The organism is Pseudomonas sp. (assembly GCF_049645325.1).
Taxonomy (GTDB): domain Bacteria; phylum Pseudomonadota; class Gammaproteobacteria; order Pseudomonadales; family Pseudomonadaceae; genus Aquipseudomonas.
This window is the reverse complement of sequence record NZ_JBARTQ010000620.1, coordinates 1-16,148: the sequence shown is the minus strand read 5'-3', so window position 1 is coordinate 16,148 and position 16,148 is coordinate 1. Positions and strand designations below refer to the sequence as shown.

The window sequence follows — 16,148 nt, the reverse complement described above, 5'->3', positions numbered from 1 at the left end:
CTTCGCGAGCAAGCCCGCTCCCACATGGGTCCGTCGCAGTCTTCTCTTTTTGTAACTACCGTGACCGAGTCCTGACGATGAACACTGAATTTCGCACACCGCTGCCCGGCAGCCGCCTGGATTTCTTCGACGCCCGCGCGGCTGTCGAGGCAATCACCCCCGGCGCCTACGCCACCTTGCCGTACACCTCCCGCGTGCTCGCGGAAAACCTCGTACGCCGTTGCGACCCAGCCACCCTCAATGCGTCCCTGAGCCAGTTGATCGAACGCAAGCGCGACCTCGATTTCCCGTGGTACCCGGCGCGCGTGGTCTGCCACGACATCCTCGGCCAGACCGCGCTGGTCGACCTCGCCGGCCTGCGCGATGCCATCGCCCTGCAAGGCGGTGACCCGGCCCAGGTCAACCCGGTGGTGCCGACCCAATTGATCGTCGACCACTCCCTGGCCGTCGAAGCCGGTGGTTTCGACCCGGACGCGTTCGAGAAAAACCGCGCCATCGAAGACCGTCGCAACGAAGACCGTTTCCACTTTATCGAGTGGACCAAAAAGGCCTTCAAGAACGTCGACGTGATCCCGCCAGGCAACGGCATCATGCACCAGATCAACCTGGAGAAAATGTCCCCGGTGATCCAGGTGCGTGACGGTGTGGCGTTCCCCGACACCTGCGTCGGCACCGACAGCCACACCCCGCACGTGGACGCGCTGGGCGTGATCGCCATCGGCGTCGGCGGCCTCGAAGCCGAAAGCGTGATGCTCGGCCGCGCATCGTGGATGCGCCTGCCGGAAAGCGTCGGCGTGGAGCTCACGGGCAAGCTGCAACCGGGCATTACCGCCACCGACATGGTGCTGGCGCTGACCGAGTTTTTACGTCAACAGAAAGTCGTCGGCGCGTGGCTGGAGTTCTTCGGCGAGGGCGCTTCGGCACTCACCTTGGGCGACCGCGCCACCATCTCCAACATGGCCCCGGAATACGGCGCCACGGCGGCGATGTTCTACATCGACCAGCAGACCATCGCCTACCTGAAGCTCACCGGCCGCGAAGACGAACAAGTCACCCTGGTCGAGCAATACGCTCGCCACACCGGCTTGTGGGCCGATGACCTCAAGGGCGCGCAATACGAGCGCGGCCTGACCTTCGACCTGTCCAGCGTCGTGCGCAACATGGCAGGCCCGAGCAACCCGCACGCCCGAGTCGCCACCAGCGACCTGGCGGCTAAAGGTATCTCCGGCGCGTGGGACGACGTGCCGGGGCAAATGCCCGACGGCGCAGTCATCATCGCAGCCATCACCAGCTGTACCAACACCAGCAACCCGCGCAACGTGATTGCCGCAGGCCTCTTGGCGCGTAACGCAAACAAACTCGGGTTGGTGCGCAAGCCATGGGTCAAGTCGTCCCTGGCACCCGGTTCGAAAACCGTGGCGATGTACCTCGACGAAGCGGGTTTGACCAGCGAGCTGGAGCAGTTGGGTTTTGGCGTGGTGGCTTTCGCCTGCACCACCTGCAACGGCATGTCTGGCGCGCTCGACCCGGTGATCCAGCAGGAAATCATCGACCGCGACCTGTACGCCACCGCCGTGCTGTCGGGCAACCGCAACTTTGACGGGCGGATTCACCCGTACGCCAAGCAAGCGTTCCTCGCGTCGCCGCCGTTGGTGGTCGCGTACGCGATCGCCGGCACCATCCGTTTCGACATCGAAAAAGACGTGCTGGGCCTCGACGCCACTGGTCAGGAAATTCGCCTGAAAGACATCTGGCCCAGCGACGAAGAGATCGACGCAGTGGTCAAGGCGTCGGTCAAGCCGGAGCAGTTCCGCAAGGTCTACATCCCGATGTTCGCGATCCACGAAGACACCGGCCCCAAAGTCACGCCGCTGTACGACTGGCGCCCGCAAAGCACCTACATCCGCCGTCCGCCGTATTGGGAAGGTGCGCTGGCCGGTGCGCGGCCGCTCAAGGGCATGCGCCCGCTGGCGGTACTGCCAGACAACATCACCACCGACCACTTGTCGCCGTCCAACGCGATCATGCTCGACAGCGCCGCCGGCGAGTACCTGGCGAAAATGGGCCTGCCGGAAGTCGACTTCAACTCCTACGCGACTCACCGCGGCGACCACCTGACCGCGCAGCGCGCGACCTTTGCCAACCCGAAACTGTTCAACGAAATGGTGCTGGAAAACGGCAAGGTCAAGCAGGGTTCCCTGGCGCGTATCGAGCCAGAGGGCCAGGTCACGCGGATGTGGGAAGCGATTGAAACCTACATGGAACGCAAGCAGCCGCTGATCATTATTGCCGGCGCCGACTACGGCCAGGGCTCGTCCCGCGACTGGGCGGCCAAGGGCGTGCGCTTGGCCGGTGTCGAAGCGATTGCCGCCGAAGGTTTCGAGCGCATCCACCGCACCAACCTGGTGGGCATGGGCGTGTTGCCGCTGGAGTTTCTGCCGGGCACTGACCGCCACACCCTGAAGATCGACGGCAGTGAAACCTATGACGTGATCGGCGAGCGCACCCCGCGTGCCACGCTGACGTTGGTGATCAACCGCAAAAATGGCGAACGTGTCGAAGTGCCGGTGACCTGCCGCCTGGACACCGCTGAAGAAGTGTCGATCTACGAGGCGGGCGGCGTGTTGCAACGTTTCGCCCAGGACTTCCTGGAATCGGCGGCGACTGCCTGAGGGGTAACCATGGCACACGTAGCGCAAATCAAGATCCCCGCCACCTATATGCGTGGCGGCACCAGCAAGGGCGTGTTTTTCAGCCTCAAGGACCTGCCCGAATCGGCGCAGGTCCCGGGTGCCGCGCGTGACGCCTTGCTGTTGCGGGTGATCGGCAGCCCCGACCCCTACGACAAGCAGATCGACGGCATGGGCGGCGCCACATCGAGCACCAGCAAAACCGTGATCCTGGCCAAGAGCACCCGCGCCGAGCATGACGTGGACTACTTGTTCGGGCAGGTCTCCATCGACAAGCCGTTTGTCGACTGGAGCGGCAACTGCGGCAACCTGTCGGCGGCAGTCGGTTCGTTCGCCATCAGCGCGGGGCTGGTCGACCCGGCCCGCGTGCCGCACAACGGCGTGGCCGTGGTGCGGGTGTGGCAGGCCAATATCGGCAAGACCATCATCGCCCACGTCCCGATCACTGACGGCGCGGTGCAGGAAACCGGTGACTTCGAACTCGACGGCGTGACCTTCCCGGCCGCCGAAGTGCAGCTGGAGTTCATGGACCCGGCGGCGGAAGAAGAGGGCGGCGGTGGCTCGATGTTCCCCACCGGCAACTTGGTCGACGACCTCGAAGTACCCGGCGTCGGCACCTTCAAGGCGACGCTGATCAACGCCGGTATTCCGACGATTTTCATCAACGCCGAAGACCTCGGTTACACCGGCACCGAGCTGCAAGGCGCAATCAACAGCGACCCGAAAGCCTTGGCGATGTTTGAGACCGTGCGGGCCTACGGCGCGTTGCGCATGGGCTTGATCAAGCACCTGGACGAAGCCGCCCAGCGCCAGCACACGCCGAAGGTCGCGTTTGTGGCCAAGCCTGCGGATTACGTGGCGTCCAGCGGCAAGGCAATCAAGGCCGGCGATGTGGATTTGCTGGTGCGCGCACTGTCCATGGGCAAGTTGCACCACGCGATGATGGGCACCGCAGCGGTGGCGATTGGCACGGCGGCGGCGATTTCCGGGACCCTGGTCAACCTCGCGGCCGGTGGTGTGGAGCGAAATGCCGTGAGGTTCGGGCACCCGTCCGGCACCTTGCGTGTTGGCGCTGAAGCCAGCCAGGTGAACGGTGAGTGGGTGGTGAAGAAAGCCATCATGAGCCGCAGCGCGCGGGTACTGATGGAAGGCTTCGTACGCGTGCCCGGCGACGCGTTCTAGATGCTTGCACCGACCCAATGTGGGAGCGGGCTTGCTCGCGAATGCGGTGTGTCAGCTACACATAAGGTGACTGATACACCGCTTTCGCGAGCAAGCCCGCTCCCACAGGGGTTCACCTGTATTCGCACTACCGAGGCAGGCAATCAGACCTGCCATGACACCCTCAACCGTGAGCCCGAGGACTAACCCCAACCCACTTTGGAGTACTGCCATGAGCGCCAACGTCGACCAGAACAACCGCCCCGACTACGACCAGGTCCTGCAGGACATCGCCGACTACGTCCTCAACTACCGAATCGACTCACGGGACGCCCTGGACACCGCCCGAAACTGCCTGATGGACACCCTCGGTTGCGGCCTGCTGGCCCTGCGTTTTCCCGAGTGCACCAAGCACCTTGGGCCAATCGTGGAGGGCACTGTGGTGCCGTTCGGCGCGCGCGTGCCGGGCACGTCGTTCCGCCTTGACCCGGTCAAGGCCGCGTGGGACATCGGCTGCATCGTGCGCTGGCTCGACTACAACGACACCTGGCTCGCCGCCGAGTGGGGCCACCCTTCGGATAACCTCGGCGGCATCCTCGCCGTGGCGGATCACCTCTCGCAAAAGCGCGTGGCCAATGGCGATGCGCCGCTGACCGTGCGCGCGGTGCTGGAAGCGATGATCATGGCCCACGAAATCCAGGGCGTGATTGCCCTGGAAAACGCCTTCAACCGCGTCGGCCTCGACCATGTGCTGCTGGTGAAAGTCGCCTCCACGGCGGTCGCCGCCAAGCTGATGGGCGCCAACCGCGAGCAGTTGCTCGCGGCCTTGTCCCACGCCTTTGTCGATGGCCAGGCCCTGCGCACGTACCGGCATGCGCCGAATGCCGGTTCGCGTAAATCCTGGGCGGCGGGGGATGCGTCGAGTCGCGGCGTGCGCCTGGCAGACATCGCGCTGCGCGGCGAGATGGGCATTCCCGGCGTATTGAGCGCGCCGCAGTGGGGCTTCTATGACGTGCTGTTCAGCCACACCAACAAGGACCTGGCGCTCAAGCCCGAGGACAAGCGTGCGTTCAGCGTGTCTCAGCCTTACGGCACCTACGTGATGGAAAACGTGCTGTTCAAGATCAGCTTCCCGGCCGAGTTCCACGCCCAAACGGCCTGCGAAGCAGCGGTGACTTTGCATCCCCTGGTCAAAAATCGCCTGCACGAAATCGAGCGCATTGTGATCACCACCCACGAGTCGGCGATTCGCATTATTTCCAAGGTTGGCCCACTGGCCAACGCCGCCGACCGCGATCACTGCCTGCAATACATGACGGCGGTGCCTCTGGCCTTCGGCAACCTGGTGGCCGAGCAGTACGAAGATGCGTTTCACGCCGCGCACCCGATCATTGATGAGTTGCGCGACAAGATGGTCATCGTCGAAGACCCACGCTACAGCCGCGAATACCTGGAGGCTGACAAGCGCTCCATCGCCAATGCGGTGCAGGTGTTTTTCACGGACGGTTCCAGCACCGAGCAGGTGGCGGTGGAATACCCGATTGGCCATCGCCGTCGCCGCGTGGACGGCATTCCGTTGCTGGAAGACAAGTTCAAGGCGAACCTGGCCACGCGGTTTACCGCGCAGCGCAGCGGGGAGATTTTTGCGTTGTGCAAGGATCAGGCATGGCTTGAGGCCACGCCGGTGAATCGATTTGTTGACCTGTTTGTGATCTGAATAACAACACGGTCAATGTGGGAGCTGGCTGGTGTGGGAGCTGGCTCCCAGGCAAGCCAGCTTCCACAAGCCAGCTTCCACATTTGTTCAGTGTTGGTCTTGGCGGCCTACATACTGCCTTCAACATCATCCAGGCTGAACGTCTCGGTGTGGTCGTCATACGAGAAGATCTCCGCATAGCGCCCCCACGCCACCACGCTTTCCAGGGTTTTCTCCACAAACGCTTCGGTCATCGAGTCTTCCAGCTCTTGCTCGAAGCGCACCCGTGGCGCCCGGTGGCCGCTGCGTTCGAGCAGCACCTGATGAATGCGCGCGGCCAGCGGCACGTGGCGGATCAAGTGCTCGGCAAACAGGGTTTTGCGCTCCTGGGTGCCGTAGTCGGCAAACAGCTTGCCGGCCTCGGTGAGGGTGATGTCCGCGCCCTTGAGTTCGGCGAAGCCCAAATGCTCCAGCATCTCTGCCACCGGGAACAGGTCGTCGACTTCCAGCAAGCGCCGTTCGGCCACGGTGGGCAGGCCGGCGTGGCCGTTGTAGGGCTCGGCGGCGAGGGTTTCGATCAGGCCGGCCATCAGGTTGGTGGAGACTTCCGGCAGCAGGCTGCCCATTTTCAACTCGGGCAGGCCACGGCTGGCGTCGGCGCTGCGTCGGTCCGTCATCAGTGCATAGATGTCGTCGACCATCTGCCGGAAGGTCGGGTCCAGGCGGTTGCGTGGGTGCGCAAACGGCACCTTGATCTCGGCCACCACACGGCCGGGGTTGGACGACAGCACCAAAATGCGGTCGCACATCAGCACCGCTTCTTCGATGTTGTGGGTCACGATCAGGATCGACTTGATCGGCAGCTGTTTGCCGCTCCACAAGTCCAGCAGGTCGGTGCGCAGGGTCTCGGCGGTGAGCACGTCGAGGGCGGAGAACGGCTCGTCCATCAGCAACAAGGTCGGGTTGACCACCAGGCCACGGGCAAAACCCACGCGCTGGCGCATGCCGCCGGACAGTTCGCGCGGGTAGGCGTTTTCAAAACCGTCCAGGCCGATCAAGTCGATGGCCGCCAGGGCGCGCCGACGGGTTTCCTTGCGCTCGACCTGCAAGGCTTGCAGGCCCGCTTCAACGTTTTCCAGCACGGTCAGCCACGGGAACAGGGCGAAGGTCTGGAACACCATGGCCACGCCTTCGGCCGGGCCATTGAGGGGCTTGCCCTGATAGCGAACATCGCCTGAGGACGGCTGGATCAGCCCGGCGATGATGCGCAGCAGCGTGGATTTGCCGGAGCCGGAGCGACCGAGCATGCCGACGATCTCGCCTTCGTGCAGGCTCAGGTCTACGCCACTGAGCACTTGCAGTTCGTCTTTGCCTTTGCCGAACACCCGGTTCACGTTTTTCAGCGAGTAAATTTCCGGGGTGTCGACGGTCTGTTCAGTAGAGGTGGTCATCACAGCGAATCCCGTCAATTCAAACGAAGTTTGTTTTCAGCGATGGCGTACATCGGCCGCCAGACCGCGCGGTTGAAGGCCACCACGAAGATCGACATCACCACCACGCCCAGGGCGATCTTCGGGAAGTCGCCGGCGGCGGTGGTTTGGGCGATGTAGGCGCCCAGCCCGTGGGCGACCACGTTGTCCTGGCCCCACGACACGTACTCGGACACGATGCTGGCGTTCCATGCGCCGCCCGACGCGGTAATCGCGCCGGTGACGTAGTAGGGGAAAATCCCCGGCAGCATCACCTTGCGCCACCACAGCCAGCCGCGAATGCGGAAGTTGGCTGCGGCCTCTTTGAAGTCATTGGGAAACGCGCTGGCGCCGGCAATCACGTTGAACAGGATGTACCACTGGGTGCCCAGCACGATCAGCGGGCTGAGCCAGATGTCGGGGTTGAGGTGGTAGTGCAGGATCACGATCACAAACACCGGGAACAGCAGGTTCGCCGGGAATGCCGCAAGGAACTGCGCCAGCGGCTGGATTTTCTCCGCCAGGCGCGGGCGCAGGCCGATCATCACGCCTAACGGTACCCAGATCAGCGAAGCGATCAGGATCAGCCCGGCCACACGCAGCAGCGTGATCAGGCCCAGCACAAACACATGGCCGACCTCGGCGAACGTCACCTCGGTGCCGACGTACAACACGATGTGGTACAGCGCATAGGCCGCCATCAGCGCAATCACGCTGCCCCACACCCAGTCGATTATCTTCGAGGCGGCCGGCGTTTCCATCGGCAGTGCCTTGAGTGCACCGCCCGCGAAGCTGAAGCGTTTGTTGCCGATCCGGCTGATGGCGCGGGTGATCGGGCGCAGAATGCGCTGCACGATGCGCGTGCGCTGGATCAGGTTAAGCAGCCAGGATTGCGGCGCGGCGCCTTGGGAGGCGGTGGTTTCCATGCGAAATTTGTCGGCCCAGGCCACCAGCGGGCGGAACAGGAACTGATCGTAGATCAGGATCACCGCGACCATCGCCAGGATCACATAACCCACGGCGTGCAGGTCTTTCTGGGCGATCGCCAGCGCCAGGTAGGAGCCCACGCCGGGCAGGGTGATGGTTTTGTCGCCGACGGTGATGGCTTCGGAGGCCACCACGAAAAACCAGCCACCGGACATGCTCATCATCATGTTCCACACCAGCCCCGGCATGGCGAACGGCACGTCGAGCTTCCAGAATTTCTGCCAGCCGGAAAGCCGCAGGTTGGTCGACACTTCCACCAGGTCGTGGGGCAGCATGCGCAGCGACTGGTAGAAGCTGAACGTCATGTTCCAGGCCTGGCTGGTGAAGATCGCAAAGATCGCTGCGAACTCGGCACCCAGCACGCGGCCGGGAAACAACAGCAGGAAGAACGTTACGGTGAAGGAGATGTAGCCGAGCACCGGCACCGATTGCAGGATGTCGAGCACTGGCACCAGCAGTTTTTCGGCGCGCCGGCTTTTGGCGGCCAGCGTGCCGTACAAGAAGGTGAACACGAGCGCCGCAATCATCGCCGCGAGCATGCGCAAGGTGGTGCGCATCGCGTATTCCGGCAGGTTGGCCGGGTCAAGGGAGATGACTTCACTTTGCAAGGTGGCGATGGGCGCCCAGGTCTCGCGAGCGGTGATAGAGAAAAACAGCAGGAAGCCGATTACCAGCGGCAAGGCGACCAAATCCCAGCGGTTGGGCAGCAAACGCAGGGTGGACGCTGGCAAGTAGGCACGAAATACTTTGTTCATAGGCGGCTGTTCATAGGCAGTCAATCCTGCAGCGTTCAGGTTCGCAATGGCGTAGTGGGTGTGAGCTTAGCTTCTCTACAAGCACCCACCGAGAAGGAGCGGGCGCTCTTACTCCATGAGGCAGGGGCAGCGGATCGGGGGGAGAGTCGCTGTTGGCGGGATTGTACGTTTCTGAATGTTACAAGCACATAAATTTGCTGTCAGTTTGCTGTACGAAATGCGGCTAGGGCCTCGTCGCCCCAGCCGCTCGGTTGTTATTCAAACCGCAGGATCACCCGGCGGTTGTGCTTGCTCTTCTTCTCGATCTTCTCGCAAAACACCCGGCCGATTTCCTCGGTGTTGATCACATGGGTGCCGCCACACGGCTGGATGTCGATTCCGCTGATTTCAATCACCCTGACCGAGCCCTGGATCACCGGTGGCGCGACCGCCTGGGTGCGGGTGATCTGCAGCAGGGTCGAGTACTCCGAAGCCGGCATCGACAGGGTTTTCACCGCGTGGGCCTGTTCGATCAAGGCGTTGAGGTCACGGGTGATGCTGTCTTTGTCGAGGGTCATTTCCGGCAGGTCGAAATCCAGGCGGCCTTTGTCGGCGCTGATACTGCAACCGGTCACGGGCGCATCGATGATCGAACACAGCAGGTGCAGGCAGGTGTGCATCTTCATGTGCTGGTAGCGCCGCTCCCAGTCCAGGCTTGCGTCCACCTGCGCCCCGGCGGTCAATGACTCGGGGCAATGTGCAACCTGGTGCCAGATGATTGACCGCAGCACCGGGTCGCGCACGGTGCCGGTGACCTCGACCTGCGTGCCGTCGGCCAGGGTGAAATGGCCGGTGTCGCCCGGCTGCCCGCCGCCGGTGGGGTAGAACAGCGTGTGCTCCAGGGCGATGCCGTGTTCGCTGACGGCAATCACCCGGGCGCTGAAGGCGTTCTGGTAAGGCGCGCTGTCAAACAGCGCCAGGGTTTCCATGGTGTGCACAGACATCTTCAACCTCCGACGATCAATGGGCTGGCTTGCAGCAGGTGGCGCACCATTGCGCTCAAGCCAGGGGGGGAGAGCAGGGTGATTTCAAATTCCGGGCCGGTGACTTTCAGGTTCAGCGGCAGGCGCGGCAGTTGCTCGCCGACATCCAGGCGCCGCAGCCGAAATTGCAGGTGATGGCGCTCTTTCACCGTGGGCTCCAGCATCAGCCCCAGCAACGGATGAAAGTCGGCGTCGAGCACGGTGACCTTGTGGCTGGCATTGACCTCGCCGACCACATGCAGGCGTTCATCCAGGGCAAAGGCGCCGAGGTAGTTGCTGTGGTCGGATTCGGCGTTTTTCTGCAGTTGGATCTGGTTGACCACCTTGACCTTGGTGCCCGCCGGCACGTCCTGGGTAATGACGCAGGAAGGGCTGATAAACACGTTGTCGCCGATCAGCACGTAACCCAGCACGCGCGCGCCGGAGCCGACTTCGACATTGTTTCCCAGGCGCGGGTGGCGCTTGCCGTCCGGGTTGTTGGCGATGCCCCGGGCGCCGAGGGTGACGCCGCAGAGGATGTAGCAATCGTTGCCGATCTCGCAGGTTTCGCCGATCACCGTGCCGTAACCGTGGTCAAGTACAAAGCGCCGACCGATGCGCGCCGCCGGGTGAATCTCGGCGCCGGAGAGGATCTTGCCCTGATTGCTGAGCTTGAGCGCAATGCGCGAAAACGCGCCGTTGGTCTGGTCGGGGAAATTCCACACCAGGTGCGCAAGGCGATAGAACAGCACCGCCTTGAACGAGGCGTAAGACTCCAGTATCAGCTCGCCGCGCCCGCGCGACGCCGGGTCGCGATAGGCATAGGCGATCAAATCCTCAGCCACGGCCTGGGCGGCGTTCTGGATCAGGGGGGCCAGGTGCGGTTCCAGCTGCTTCATTTGCGCAGGCGTCAGGGTCTTGATGAGGTGGGTGAGCAACTCATCGTGCAACTGTTGCATGTCGATAAAGCCCCCCATGGAGGCACCCCCGCAATCTGGTTGGTTGGACAAGCGGTTATTCGAAATTGGGCAGGTAGCTGTCAGCATTGTCGTAGACCATGGTCAACACCACCGTTTCGGGCGGCAGTTCGGGGGCGAGTTGGGCGATGGCGACCATGTTGGCGGCTGAGGACAAACCCAGGCTGATGGCGTCGGTGCGCATGATGCGTTTCATCATGTCGATGCACGCCTGGCGCGACACCTTGAGCATGCCGTCCAGCACGTCCACATTGAGAATGCTCGGGATCAAGCCAATCGACAGGCCCTGGATATGGTGCGGCGCATGCTGATTTTTGAGCAGATCGCATTCCTCCGGCTCCACGCCCATCACGCGCAGGGCCGGCCAGGCGGCCTTGAGGGTTTCACCGATGCCGGTGATATGCCCGCCGGTGCCAATGCCGCTGACGAAATAGTCCACGCGCTGCTCGCCAAAGGCGCGCAGGATTTCCGGTGCCGTGGTGTCGCGGTGGGTCTGTGGGTTGGCGCCGTTGCGTTGCTGGTTGAGCATCACGTAGTTGGGGTGTTCCAACTGCAGTTCCATGCACTTTTCGCCGTGAGAGTTATTGCCCAGACGGCTGTCCGAGAGCACCACCTTGGCGCCGTACAGGCGCAGCAGTTTCTGTTTCTCGGGGCTGTAGTTGTCGGGGATCACCAGCACGACTTTGTAGCCGAGCACGTTGCCGGCCATCACCAAGCCGATGCCAGTGTTGCCGCCGCTGGGCTCAATGATGGTTTGCCCGGAATCACGGATCAGCACGCCCCGGCGCTCGGCGTCGAGGATCATGCCCAGGGCGATGCGCGCTTTGTGGCTGCCGCCCGGGTTGAGGGACTCAAGCTTGGCGTAGACCTCGATGCCGAGGTCTTCGGAGAACTGCGCCAGACGTACGATCGGCGTATGGCCGATCACGTCGAGAATGGAGTTATGCAACATCAGTCAGTCCCCGAATCAGTACAAAGGCATGTCGGGTTCGACGTCGCGCACCCAATGTTTCATCCCGCCCTGCAGGACCTTGGTATTGGCGAAACCGGCGGCCAGCAAGGTGCTGGCGGCTTGCTCGGCGCGGGTGCCGGCGTAGCAGATCAAGTAATGGGTGTTGTCGCGGCTGAGGCTGTCGAGTTGCGCATCCAGCTCGGCCAGCGGGATATGCACCACGCCCGGCAATTTGCACACCTCCAGTTCACTCGCGTCGCGCACGTCCAGCAGCACGTCGGCGCTGCGGTGATCTTCGATCACCTGCTTGAGTAACCGCGGCTTGATGTAGCGCTCTTCGGCGAGGGACGGTTGGGCCGCCACGGCATCGGCGCAGACGCTCGTTGCCACGGTTTCGCTGTGGCGCAGTTCCGAACAGCACGGGCAGTCGGCGCGGCGCTTGAAGCGGATTTCGCTGAACTTCATCGCCAGCGCGTCGAAGCGCATCAAACGGCCGGACAAGGGTTCACCAATGCCAATCAACAGCTTGATGGCTTCAGTGGCCTGGATCATCCCGACCACGCCCGGCAGCACACCGATCACCCCGCCGGCGCTGCAATTGGGCGCCAGTTCGGCCGGCGGTGCCGAGGGGAACAGGCAGCGGTAGCACGGCCCGCCTTTATAGTTGAGCACGCTGATCTGCCCGTCGAAGCGGTAGATGGCGCCGTACACCAGGGGTTTACCCAGCTGCACGCAAGCGTCGTTGACCAGATAGCGCGTGTCGAAATTGTCGGTGCCGTCGATCACCAGGTCGTAGGCACCCACCAGTTCCAGGGCGTTGTCGGCATTCAGGGCGGTATCGTGGGCGTTGATCTGGATATGGCTGTTCAAGTCTTGCAGGCGCTGCTTGGCGGACTCGACCTTGGGCATGCCCAGCGTGCTGTTGCCGTGGACGATCTGGCGTTGCAGGTTGCTGCTTTCCACCACATCAAAATCCACCAGGCCCAGGGTGCCAATGCCGGCTGCCGCCAGGTACAGGCTGATGGGGGAGCCCAGGCCACCGGTGCCAATGATCAGCACCTTGGCTTTTTTCAGGTTCAGCTGCCCTTCGCGGCCAACGCCCGGCAGGGTGATGTGGCGCACATAGCGCTGCACCTCTTCGTTACTCAGGGCGTCCACATCCATGCCGCCGGAGGTGGCGAGCAGCACTTCGATTTTGGCTTTTTCCGGCAGGGGTTCATCGGCGCCGATCAGTTCTTCTTCGGCGGTGAACAGGAAGTGTTCCTTGAGCTGGTTGTTCTTCTCGTGAAACAAGTGCGGGCGCAGCTGCGGGTGGCTGCTGCAGAGGTTTTCAATGACTTCGCGCAATGTCGATCCGGTGCCCTCAAGGGTCGATTCCGGCAGCTTGGCCACGCGAACCAGAATGTCGGGGAAAGAGACAGCGTTCATGGACAACTCCGTGTGCAGGTCGTTGAAAGGGTTAAGGGCGAAATGCTTGCCATCCCAGGCAAACAGCTTTGAACCCAGGGCCTGGCCCTGGCGAACGTCCACCACCAGGTAACTGACGGGGTAGATCGGCTCGCCCATGAACAGCGCCTTGTCCTGGTCTTCGTCACTGAAATAGGCGCCGACATCCGGGTGGGAGTGGTAGATCACCACCACCGGGTTGTCTGTGCGAAACGCCTTGTTCATCAGCAAGGTGTCGGCCACTGAAAAGGTGTAGCCGTTGGCCGCGCTGCGTGGGTACATCTCGGGGTTCTTGCGGTGCAGCTCGTTCTGGATGTTGCTGCCCAGGTACACACCGCCGTCGGCGAAGACAAAACCACAGCATTCCTCGGGATAGCTGCGGCTGGCGTGGGCGTAGATCTGTTCCAGGGCGGTGGGGCGGAGGACTTCCATGTTTCTCTCGCGTCTGTTGAGGGTCAATTTTTCTTGGCCAGGAGTTTTTCAACCGGCAACTTGGTGATCGCAAAACCGGCCAGCAGGATGGCCGAGTACAGCATCAGGTCACGGGAAATCGCCACGCCTTCGTACCAGGCGCCGATGATCACCGCGAACACCGGGAAGATGATAAAGACGAACGACAGAATGATCGGGCTCAAGCGCTTGAGCAGCATGAAATACACGATAAACCCGCCCACCGACGCCACCAGCCCCAGGTAGAACAGCGCGCTCCACGAACGCAGGGTGATGTTTTCGAAGGTTGGTGTTTCAAACCACAGGCCGGCCACGAACAGCATCAGCCCGGCGATGCCGATGGGCAGTGTGTTGTAGGTGATCACGCTGATCGCGCTGCCTTTTTGCTTGGTAATCACGTAGCACAGGGCGTGCATGATCGCGGCGGTCAGGATCGCCAGCACGCCGAAGAACTCGGCGTGGTCCAGGTGCAGGCCCTGGCTCTTGATGATCATGTAGAGGCTGCCAAAACCGATGCCGATACCGACGACCTGGGAAAAGTAGATGCGTTCGCGCAGGAACAGCGCCGAGAAGATCAGGATGAACACCGGCATGCAGCTGAACAGCAGCGCGGTGAGACCGGACGAGACATGCATCTCGCCGTAGTTGAGCAGGTAATAAGGAACGCTGAAGTAGGAAAGAGTCACGAAGACGAAGAACCAGCGGCTTTCTCGCGGAAACAGTATCGGCTCGCGTCGCACCAAGGCAAAACACAGGAACAGCGGGAAGGCGATCAGGAAGCGCAAGCCTGCTGACGTCAGCGGCGGCACGCTCTCGACGGCAATCTTGATCCCCAGCCAGGTCGTGCCCCAACTCAGGCACACGATAAGAAACATCAGGCTGGTGACCAGCCCGGCCAACCACTGCTTCTGAGTTTTTGTTTTTGTTGTGTTTTCGAGAACGGCGGACATTGGCATCGTTTATTACTTCCCTGAGCCGGAATTGAACTCTATATTGACTGTGTATTAAGTTGTTTCATCCGGTGATTGAACCCGTAAAAGCACACTATTAGGGCGAAAGATGGCTGTCAAAACAAATATTGACATGGTGTCAATTATGCGTGAGGGGTTGTCCAACGGGCAGGGCGTGAAGTACAAGCGCCTGTCCGATGTCATGGAACGGGGCATCCTTGAAGGCTTGATTGAACCCGGAAGAAAACTGCCGCCCCATCGGGTGCTTTCCGACAATCTGGGTGTGACCATCGGCACCATCAGCCGAGCCTACGGCGAGCTGGAACGCCTGGGGTTGGTAGTGGCGCGGGTGGGTGACGGAACATTCGTGCGCAAGCGTGGGATGGAGCGCCAGCGCGACGAAGGCTTTCGCAATTTCAGCGAGGAGCCGCGCCAATACTTCGACATGAGCCGCAACATGCATATTCCTGGGCAGGAGACGGTGTTTCTCGCCCAGAGCTTCCAAACCCTGTCGACCAACGCCAAGTTCCTCCAGGACATCAGCGCCTACACCCCGGATGCCGGCTTGCCGCGCTACCGTGAAGCCGGTGCGCAATGGCTGGTACAGCGCGATTTTCACCCAATTCCCGAGCAGGTCATCTGCGTCAATGGCGGCCAGCATGGCCTGCTCTGCGCAATGATGGCGCTGCTGCGGGCGGGCGACACAGTGGTCACCGAGCAACTGACTTACCCGGGCTTGATCACGGCCGCGCGCATGCTCGGCGTGCGGTTGATCGGCCTGGAGATGGATGAAGAAGGCGTGCTGCCGGGCGCGCTGGATGAAGTCTGTCGAAATCACCGGGTTTCGGCGTTGTATTGCACGCCGACGATCCAGAACCCGACCACTGCAGTTTTATCGGTGCCGCGCCGGGAAGCCCTGGCCAAAGTGTGTCGCGAACACAATCTGCTGATTCTTGAGGACGAGGCCCACGGTGTGCTGGTCGAAGATCGGCCGCCGCCTCTGAGCTTTTTCGCCCCCGAACGTACGATTTTGATCAGCAGCTTGAGCAAGGCGGTGTCTGCCGGGTTGCGAGTGGGGTATGTGCATGCGCCGCCCGCGCTGGTCAGCCGTATTTCAGCGGCATTGCGCTCGACCTGCTGGATGGCTACGCCCGTCACGCTGGAACTGGCGACGCAATGGATCGAAAACGGCACGGCGGAATACTTGCTGCACCAGCAGATCCACGAGATCAGCCGGCGCAAAGCCTTGGTGAGTGACCTGTTGGCGGGCCTGGAATACCGCACGCATCTCAACAGCCCGCATTTCTGGATCGAAGTGCCGGAGCCGTGGCGCGCGTCGGAAATCGAGGCGGAGCTCAAGCAGAATAATTACCTGATCGCCACGGCTGAAGCGTTTGCCGTGGGGCAGACGGCGGTGCCGCAGTTTATTCGGGCGAGTATCTGCAACACGTCCGGGGATGATCAGTTGTTACGCGAGGGGTTTGATGCGCTGGCAACGGCGCTGGGGCAGGGTGGGGGCAGGTTTCATCTCTAGACGGGCGCGCATCTTTTGTGAAGACTCGGGCTCTTGTGGTGAGCGGGCTTGCCCCGCGCCGGGCTGCGTAGCGGCCCCAA

General features: G+C 62.1%; 11 protein-coding genes. 4 read left to right on the top strand and 7 right to left on the bottom strand.

Annotated features, from left to right (window positions below):
- The first annotated feature begins 77 nt into the window (after nucleotides 1-77).
- The 3 genes from acnD (at nucleotide 78) to prpD (ending at nucleotide 5,568) form a co-directional block, all read left to right on the top strand.
- A complete protein-coding gene (gene acnD, locus WBB95_RS26125) occupies nucleotides 78-2,672 on the top strand; it encodes a Fe/S-dependent 2-methylisocitrate dehydratase AcnD (protein WP_424490206.1) in 2,595 nt (864 codons plus the stop codon).
- 9 nt (nucleotides 2,673-2,681) lie between these two features.
- The gene (prpF, locus tag WBB95_RS26120; RefSeq protein WP_424490205.1) at nucleotides 2,682-3,872 is read left to right on the top strand and encodes a 2-methylaconitate cis-trans isomerase PrpF; all 1,191 of its coding nucleotides are present in this window, start codon (nucleotides 2,682-2,684) and stop codon (nucleotides 3,870-3,872) included.
- A 211-nt stretch (nucleotides 3,873-4,083) separates the two neighbouring features.
- Nucleotides 4,084-5,568 carry a 2-methylcitrate dehydratase gene (gene prpD / locus WBB95_RS26115; RefSeq protein ID WP_424490204.1) on the top strand — a complete coding sequence of 495 codons (1,485 nt, stop codon included), beginning with the start codon at nucleotides 4,084-4,086 and terminating at the stop codon, nucleotides 5,566-5,568.
- A 107-nt stretch (nucleotides 5,569-5,675) separates the two neighbouring features.
- On the opposite strand, the gene WBB95_RS26110 is transcribed toward prpD, so the two are convergent.
- From WBB95_RS26110 to WBB95_RS26080, 7 genes are all read right to left on the bottom strand, one after another.
- Nucleotides 5,676-6,998, bottom strand: coding sequence for an AAA-associated domain-containing protein (locus tag WBB95_RS26110; RefSeq protein WP_424490203.1), 1,323 nt, complete (start codon nucleotides 6,996-6,998; stop codon nucleotides 5,676-5,678).
- A gap of 14 nt (nucleotides 6,999-7,012) precedes the next feature.
- Nucleotides 7,013-8,758, bottom strand: coding sequence for an ABC transporter permease (locus WBB95_RS26105; protein WP_424490202.1), 1,746 nt, complete (start codon nucleotides 8,756-8,758; stop codon nucleotides 7,013-7,015).
- A gap of 254 nt (nucleotides 8,759-9,012) precedes the next feature.
- Nucleotides 9,013-9,741: an alanyl-tRNA editing protein gene (locus WBB95_RS26100; RefSeq protein ID WP_424490201.1), complete on the bottom strand. Its 729-nt coding sequence runs from the start codon at nucleotides 9,739-9,741 to the stop codon at nucleotides 9,013-9,015.
- A 2-nt stretch (nucleotides 9,742-9,743) separates the two neighbouring features.
- Nucleotides 9,744-10,736 carry a serine O-acetyltransferase gene (locus WBB95_RS26095; RefSeq protein ID WP_424490200.1) on the bottom strand — a complete coding sequence of 331 codons (993 nt, stop codon included), beginning with the start codon at nucleotides 10,734-10,736 and terminating at the stop codon, nucleotides 9,744-9,746.
- Between the two features lie 37 nt (nucleotides 10,737-10,773).
- Entirely contained in the window at nucleotides 10,774-11,688 is a 915-nt protein-coding gene (locus WBB95_RS26090; protein ID WP_424490199.1) for a PLP-dependent cysteine synthase family protein, read from the bottom strand.
- A gap of 15 nt (nucleotides 11,689-11,703) precedes the next feature.
- The gene (moeB, locus tag WBB95_RS26085; protein ID WP_424490198.1) at nucleotides 11,704-13,566 is read right to left on the bottom strand and encodes a molybdopterin-synthase adenylyltransferase MoeB; all 1,863 of its coding nucleotides are present in this window, start codon (nucleotides 13,564-13,566) and stop codon (nucleotides 11,704-11,706) included.
- A 23-nt stretch (nucleotides 13,567-13,589) separates the two neighbouring features.
- Nucleotides 13,590-14,483 carry a DMT family transporter gene (locus tag WBB95_RS26080; protein ID WP_424490197.1) on the bottom strand — a complete coding sequence of 298 codons (894 nt, stop codon included), beginning with the start codon at nucleotides 14,481-14,483 and terminating at the stop codon, nucleotides 13,590-13,592.
- 160 nt (nucleotides 14,484-14,643) lie between these two features.
- Between WBB95_RS26080 and WBB95_RS26075 the strand changes: the two genes are divergently transcribed.
- Nucleotides 14,644-16,068 (top strand): PLP-dependent aminotransferase family protein, encoded by a 1,425-nt coding sequence (locus tag WBB95_RS26075; RefSeq protein WP_424490196.1) that lies wholly within the window; start codon nucleotides 14,644-14,646, stop codon nucleotides 16,066-16,068.
- The last annotated feature ends 80 nt before the right edge of the window (nucleotides 16,069-16,148 follow it).

What these genes read in the sequence shown, in the direction of transcription:
- WBB95_RS26075 (WP_424490196.1), top strand. Translation starts at nt 14,644, where the DNA reads ATGGCTGTCAAAACAAATATTGACATGGTGTCAATTATGCGTGAGGGG.
- WBB95_RS26110 (WP_424490203.1), bottom strand. Translation starts at nt 6,998, where the DNA reads ATGACCACCTCTACTGAACAGACCGTCGACACCCCGGAAATTTACTCG.
- prpD (WP_424490204.1), top strand. Translation starts at nt 4,084, where the DNA reads ATGAGCGCCAACGTCGACCAGAACAACCGCCCCGACTACGACCAGGTC.
- WBB95_RS26100 (WP_424490201.1), bottom strand. Translation starts at nt 9,741, where the DNA reads ATGTCTGTGCACACCATGGAAACCCTGGCGCTGTTTGACAGCGCGCCT.
- WBB95_RS26105 (WP_424490202.1), bottom strand. Translation starts at nt 8,758, where the DNA reads ATGAACAAAGTATTTCGTGCCTACTTGCCAGCGTCCACCCTGCGTTTG.
- acnD (WP_424490206.1), top strand. Translation starts at nt 78, where the DNA reads ATGAACACTGAATTTCGCACACCGCTGCCCGGCAGCCGCCTGGATTTC.
- WBB95_RS26095 (WP_424490200.1), bottom strand. Translation starts at nt 10,736, where the DNA reads ATGGGGGGCTTTATCGACATGCAACAGTTGCACGATGAGTTGCTCACC.
- prpF (WP_424490205.1), top strand. Translation starts at nt 2,682, where the DNA reads ATGGCACACGTAGCGCAAATCAAGATCCCCGCCACCTATATGCGTGGC.
- moeB (WP_424490198.1), bottom strand. Translation starts at nt 13,566, where the DNA reads ATGGAAGTCCTCCGCCCCACCGCCCTGGAACAGATCTACGCCCACGCC.
- WBB95_RS26090 (WP_424490199.1), bottom strand. Translation starts at nt 11,688, where the DNA reads ATGTTGCATAACTCCATTCTCGACGTGATCGGCCATACGCCGATCGTA.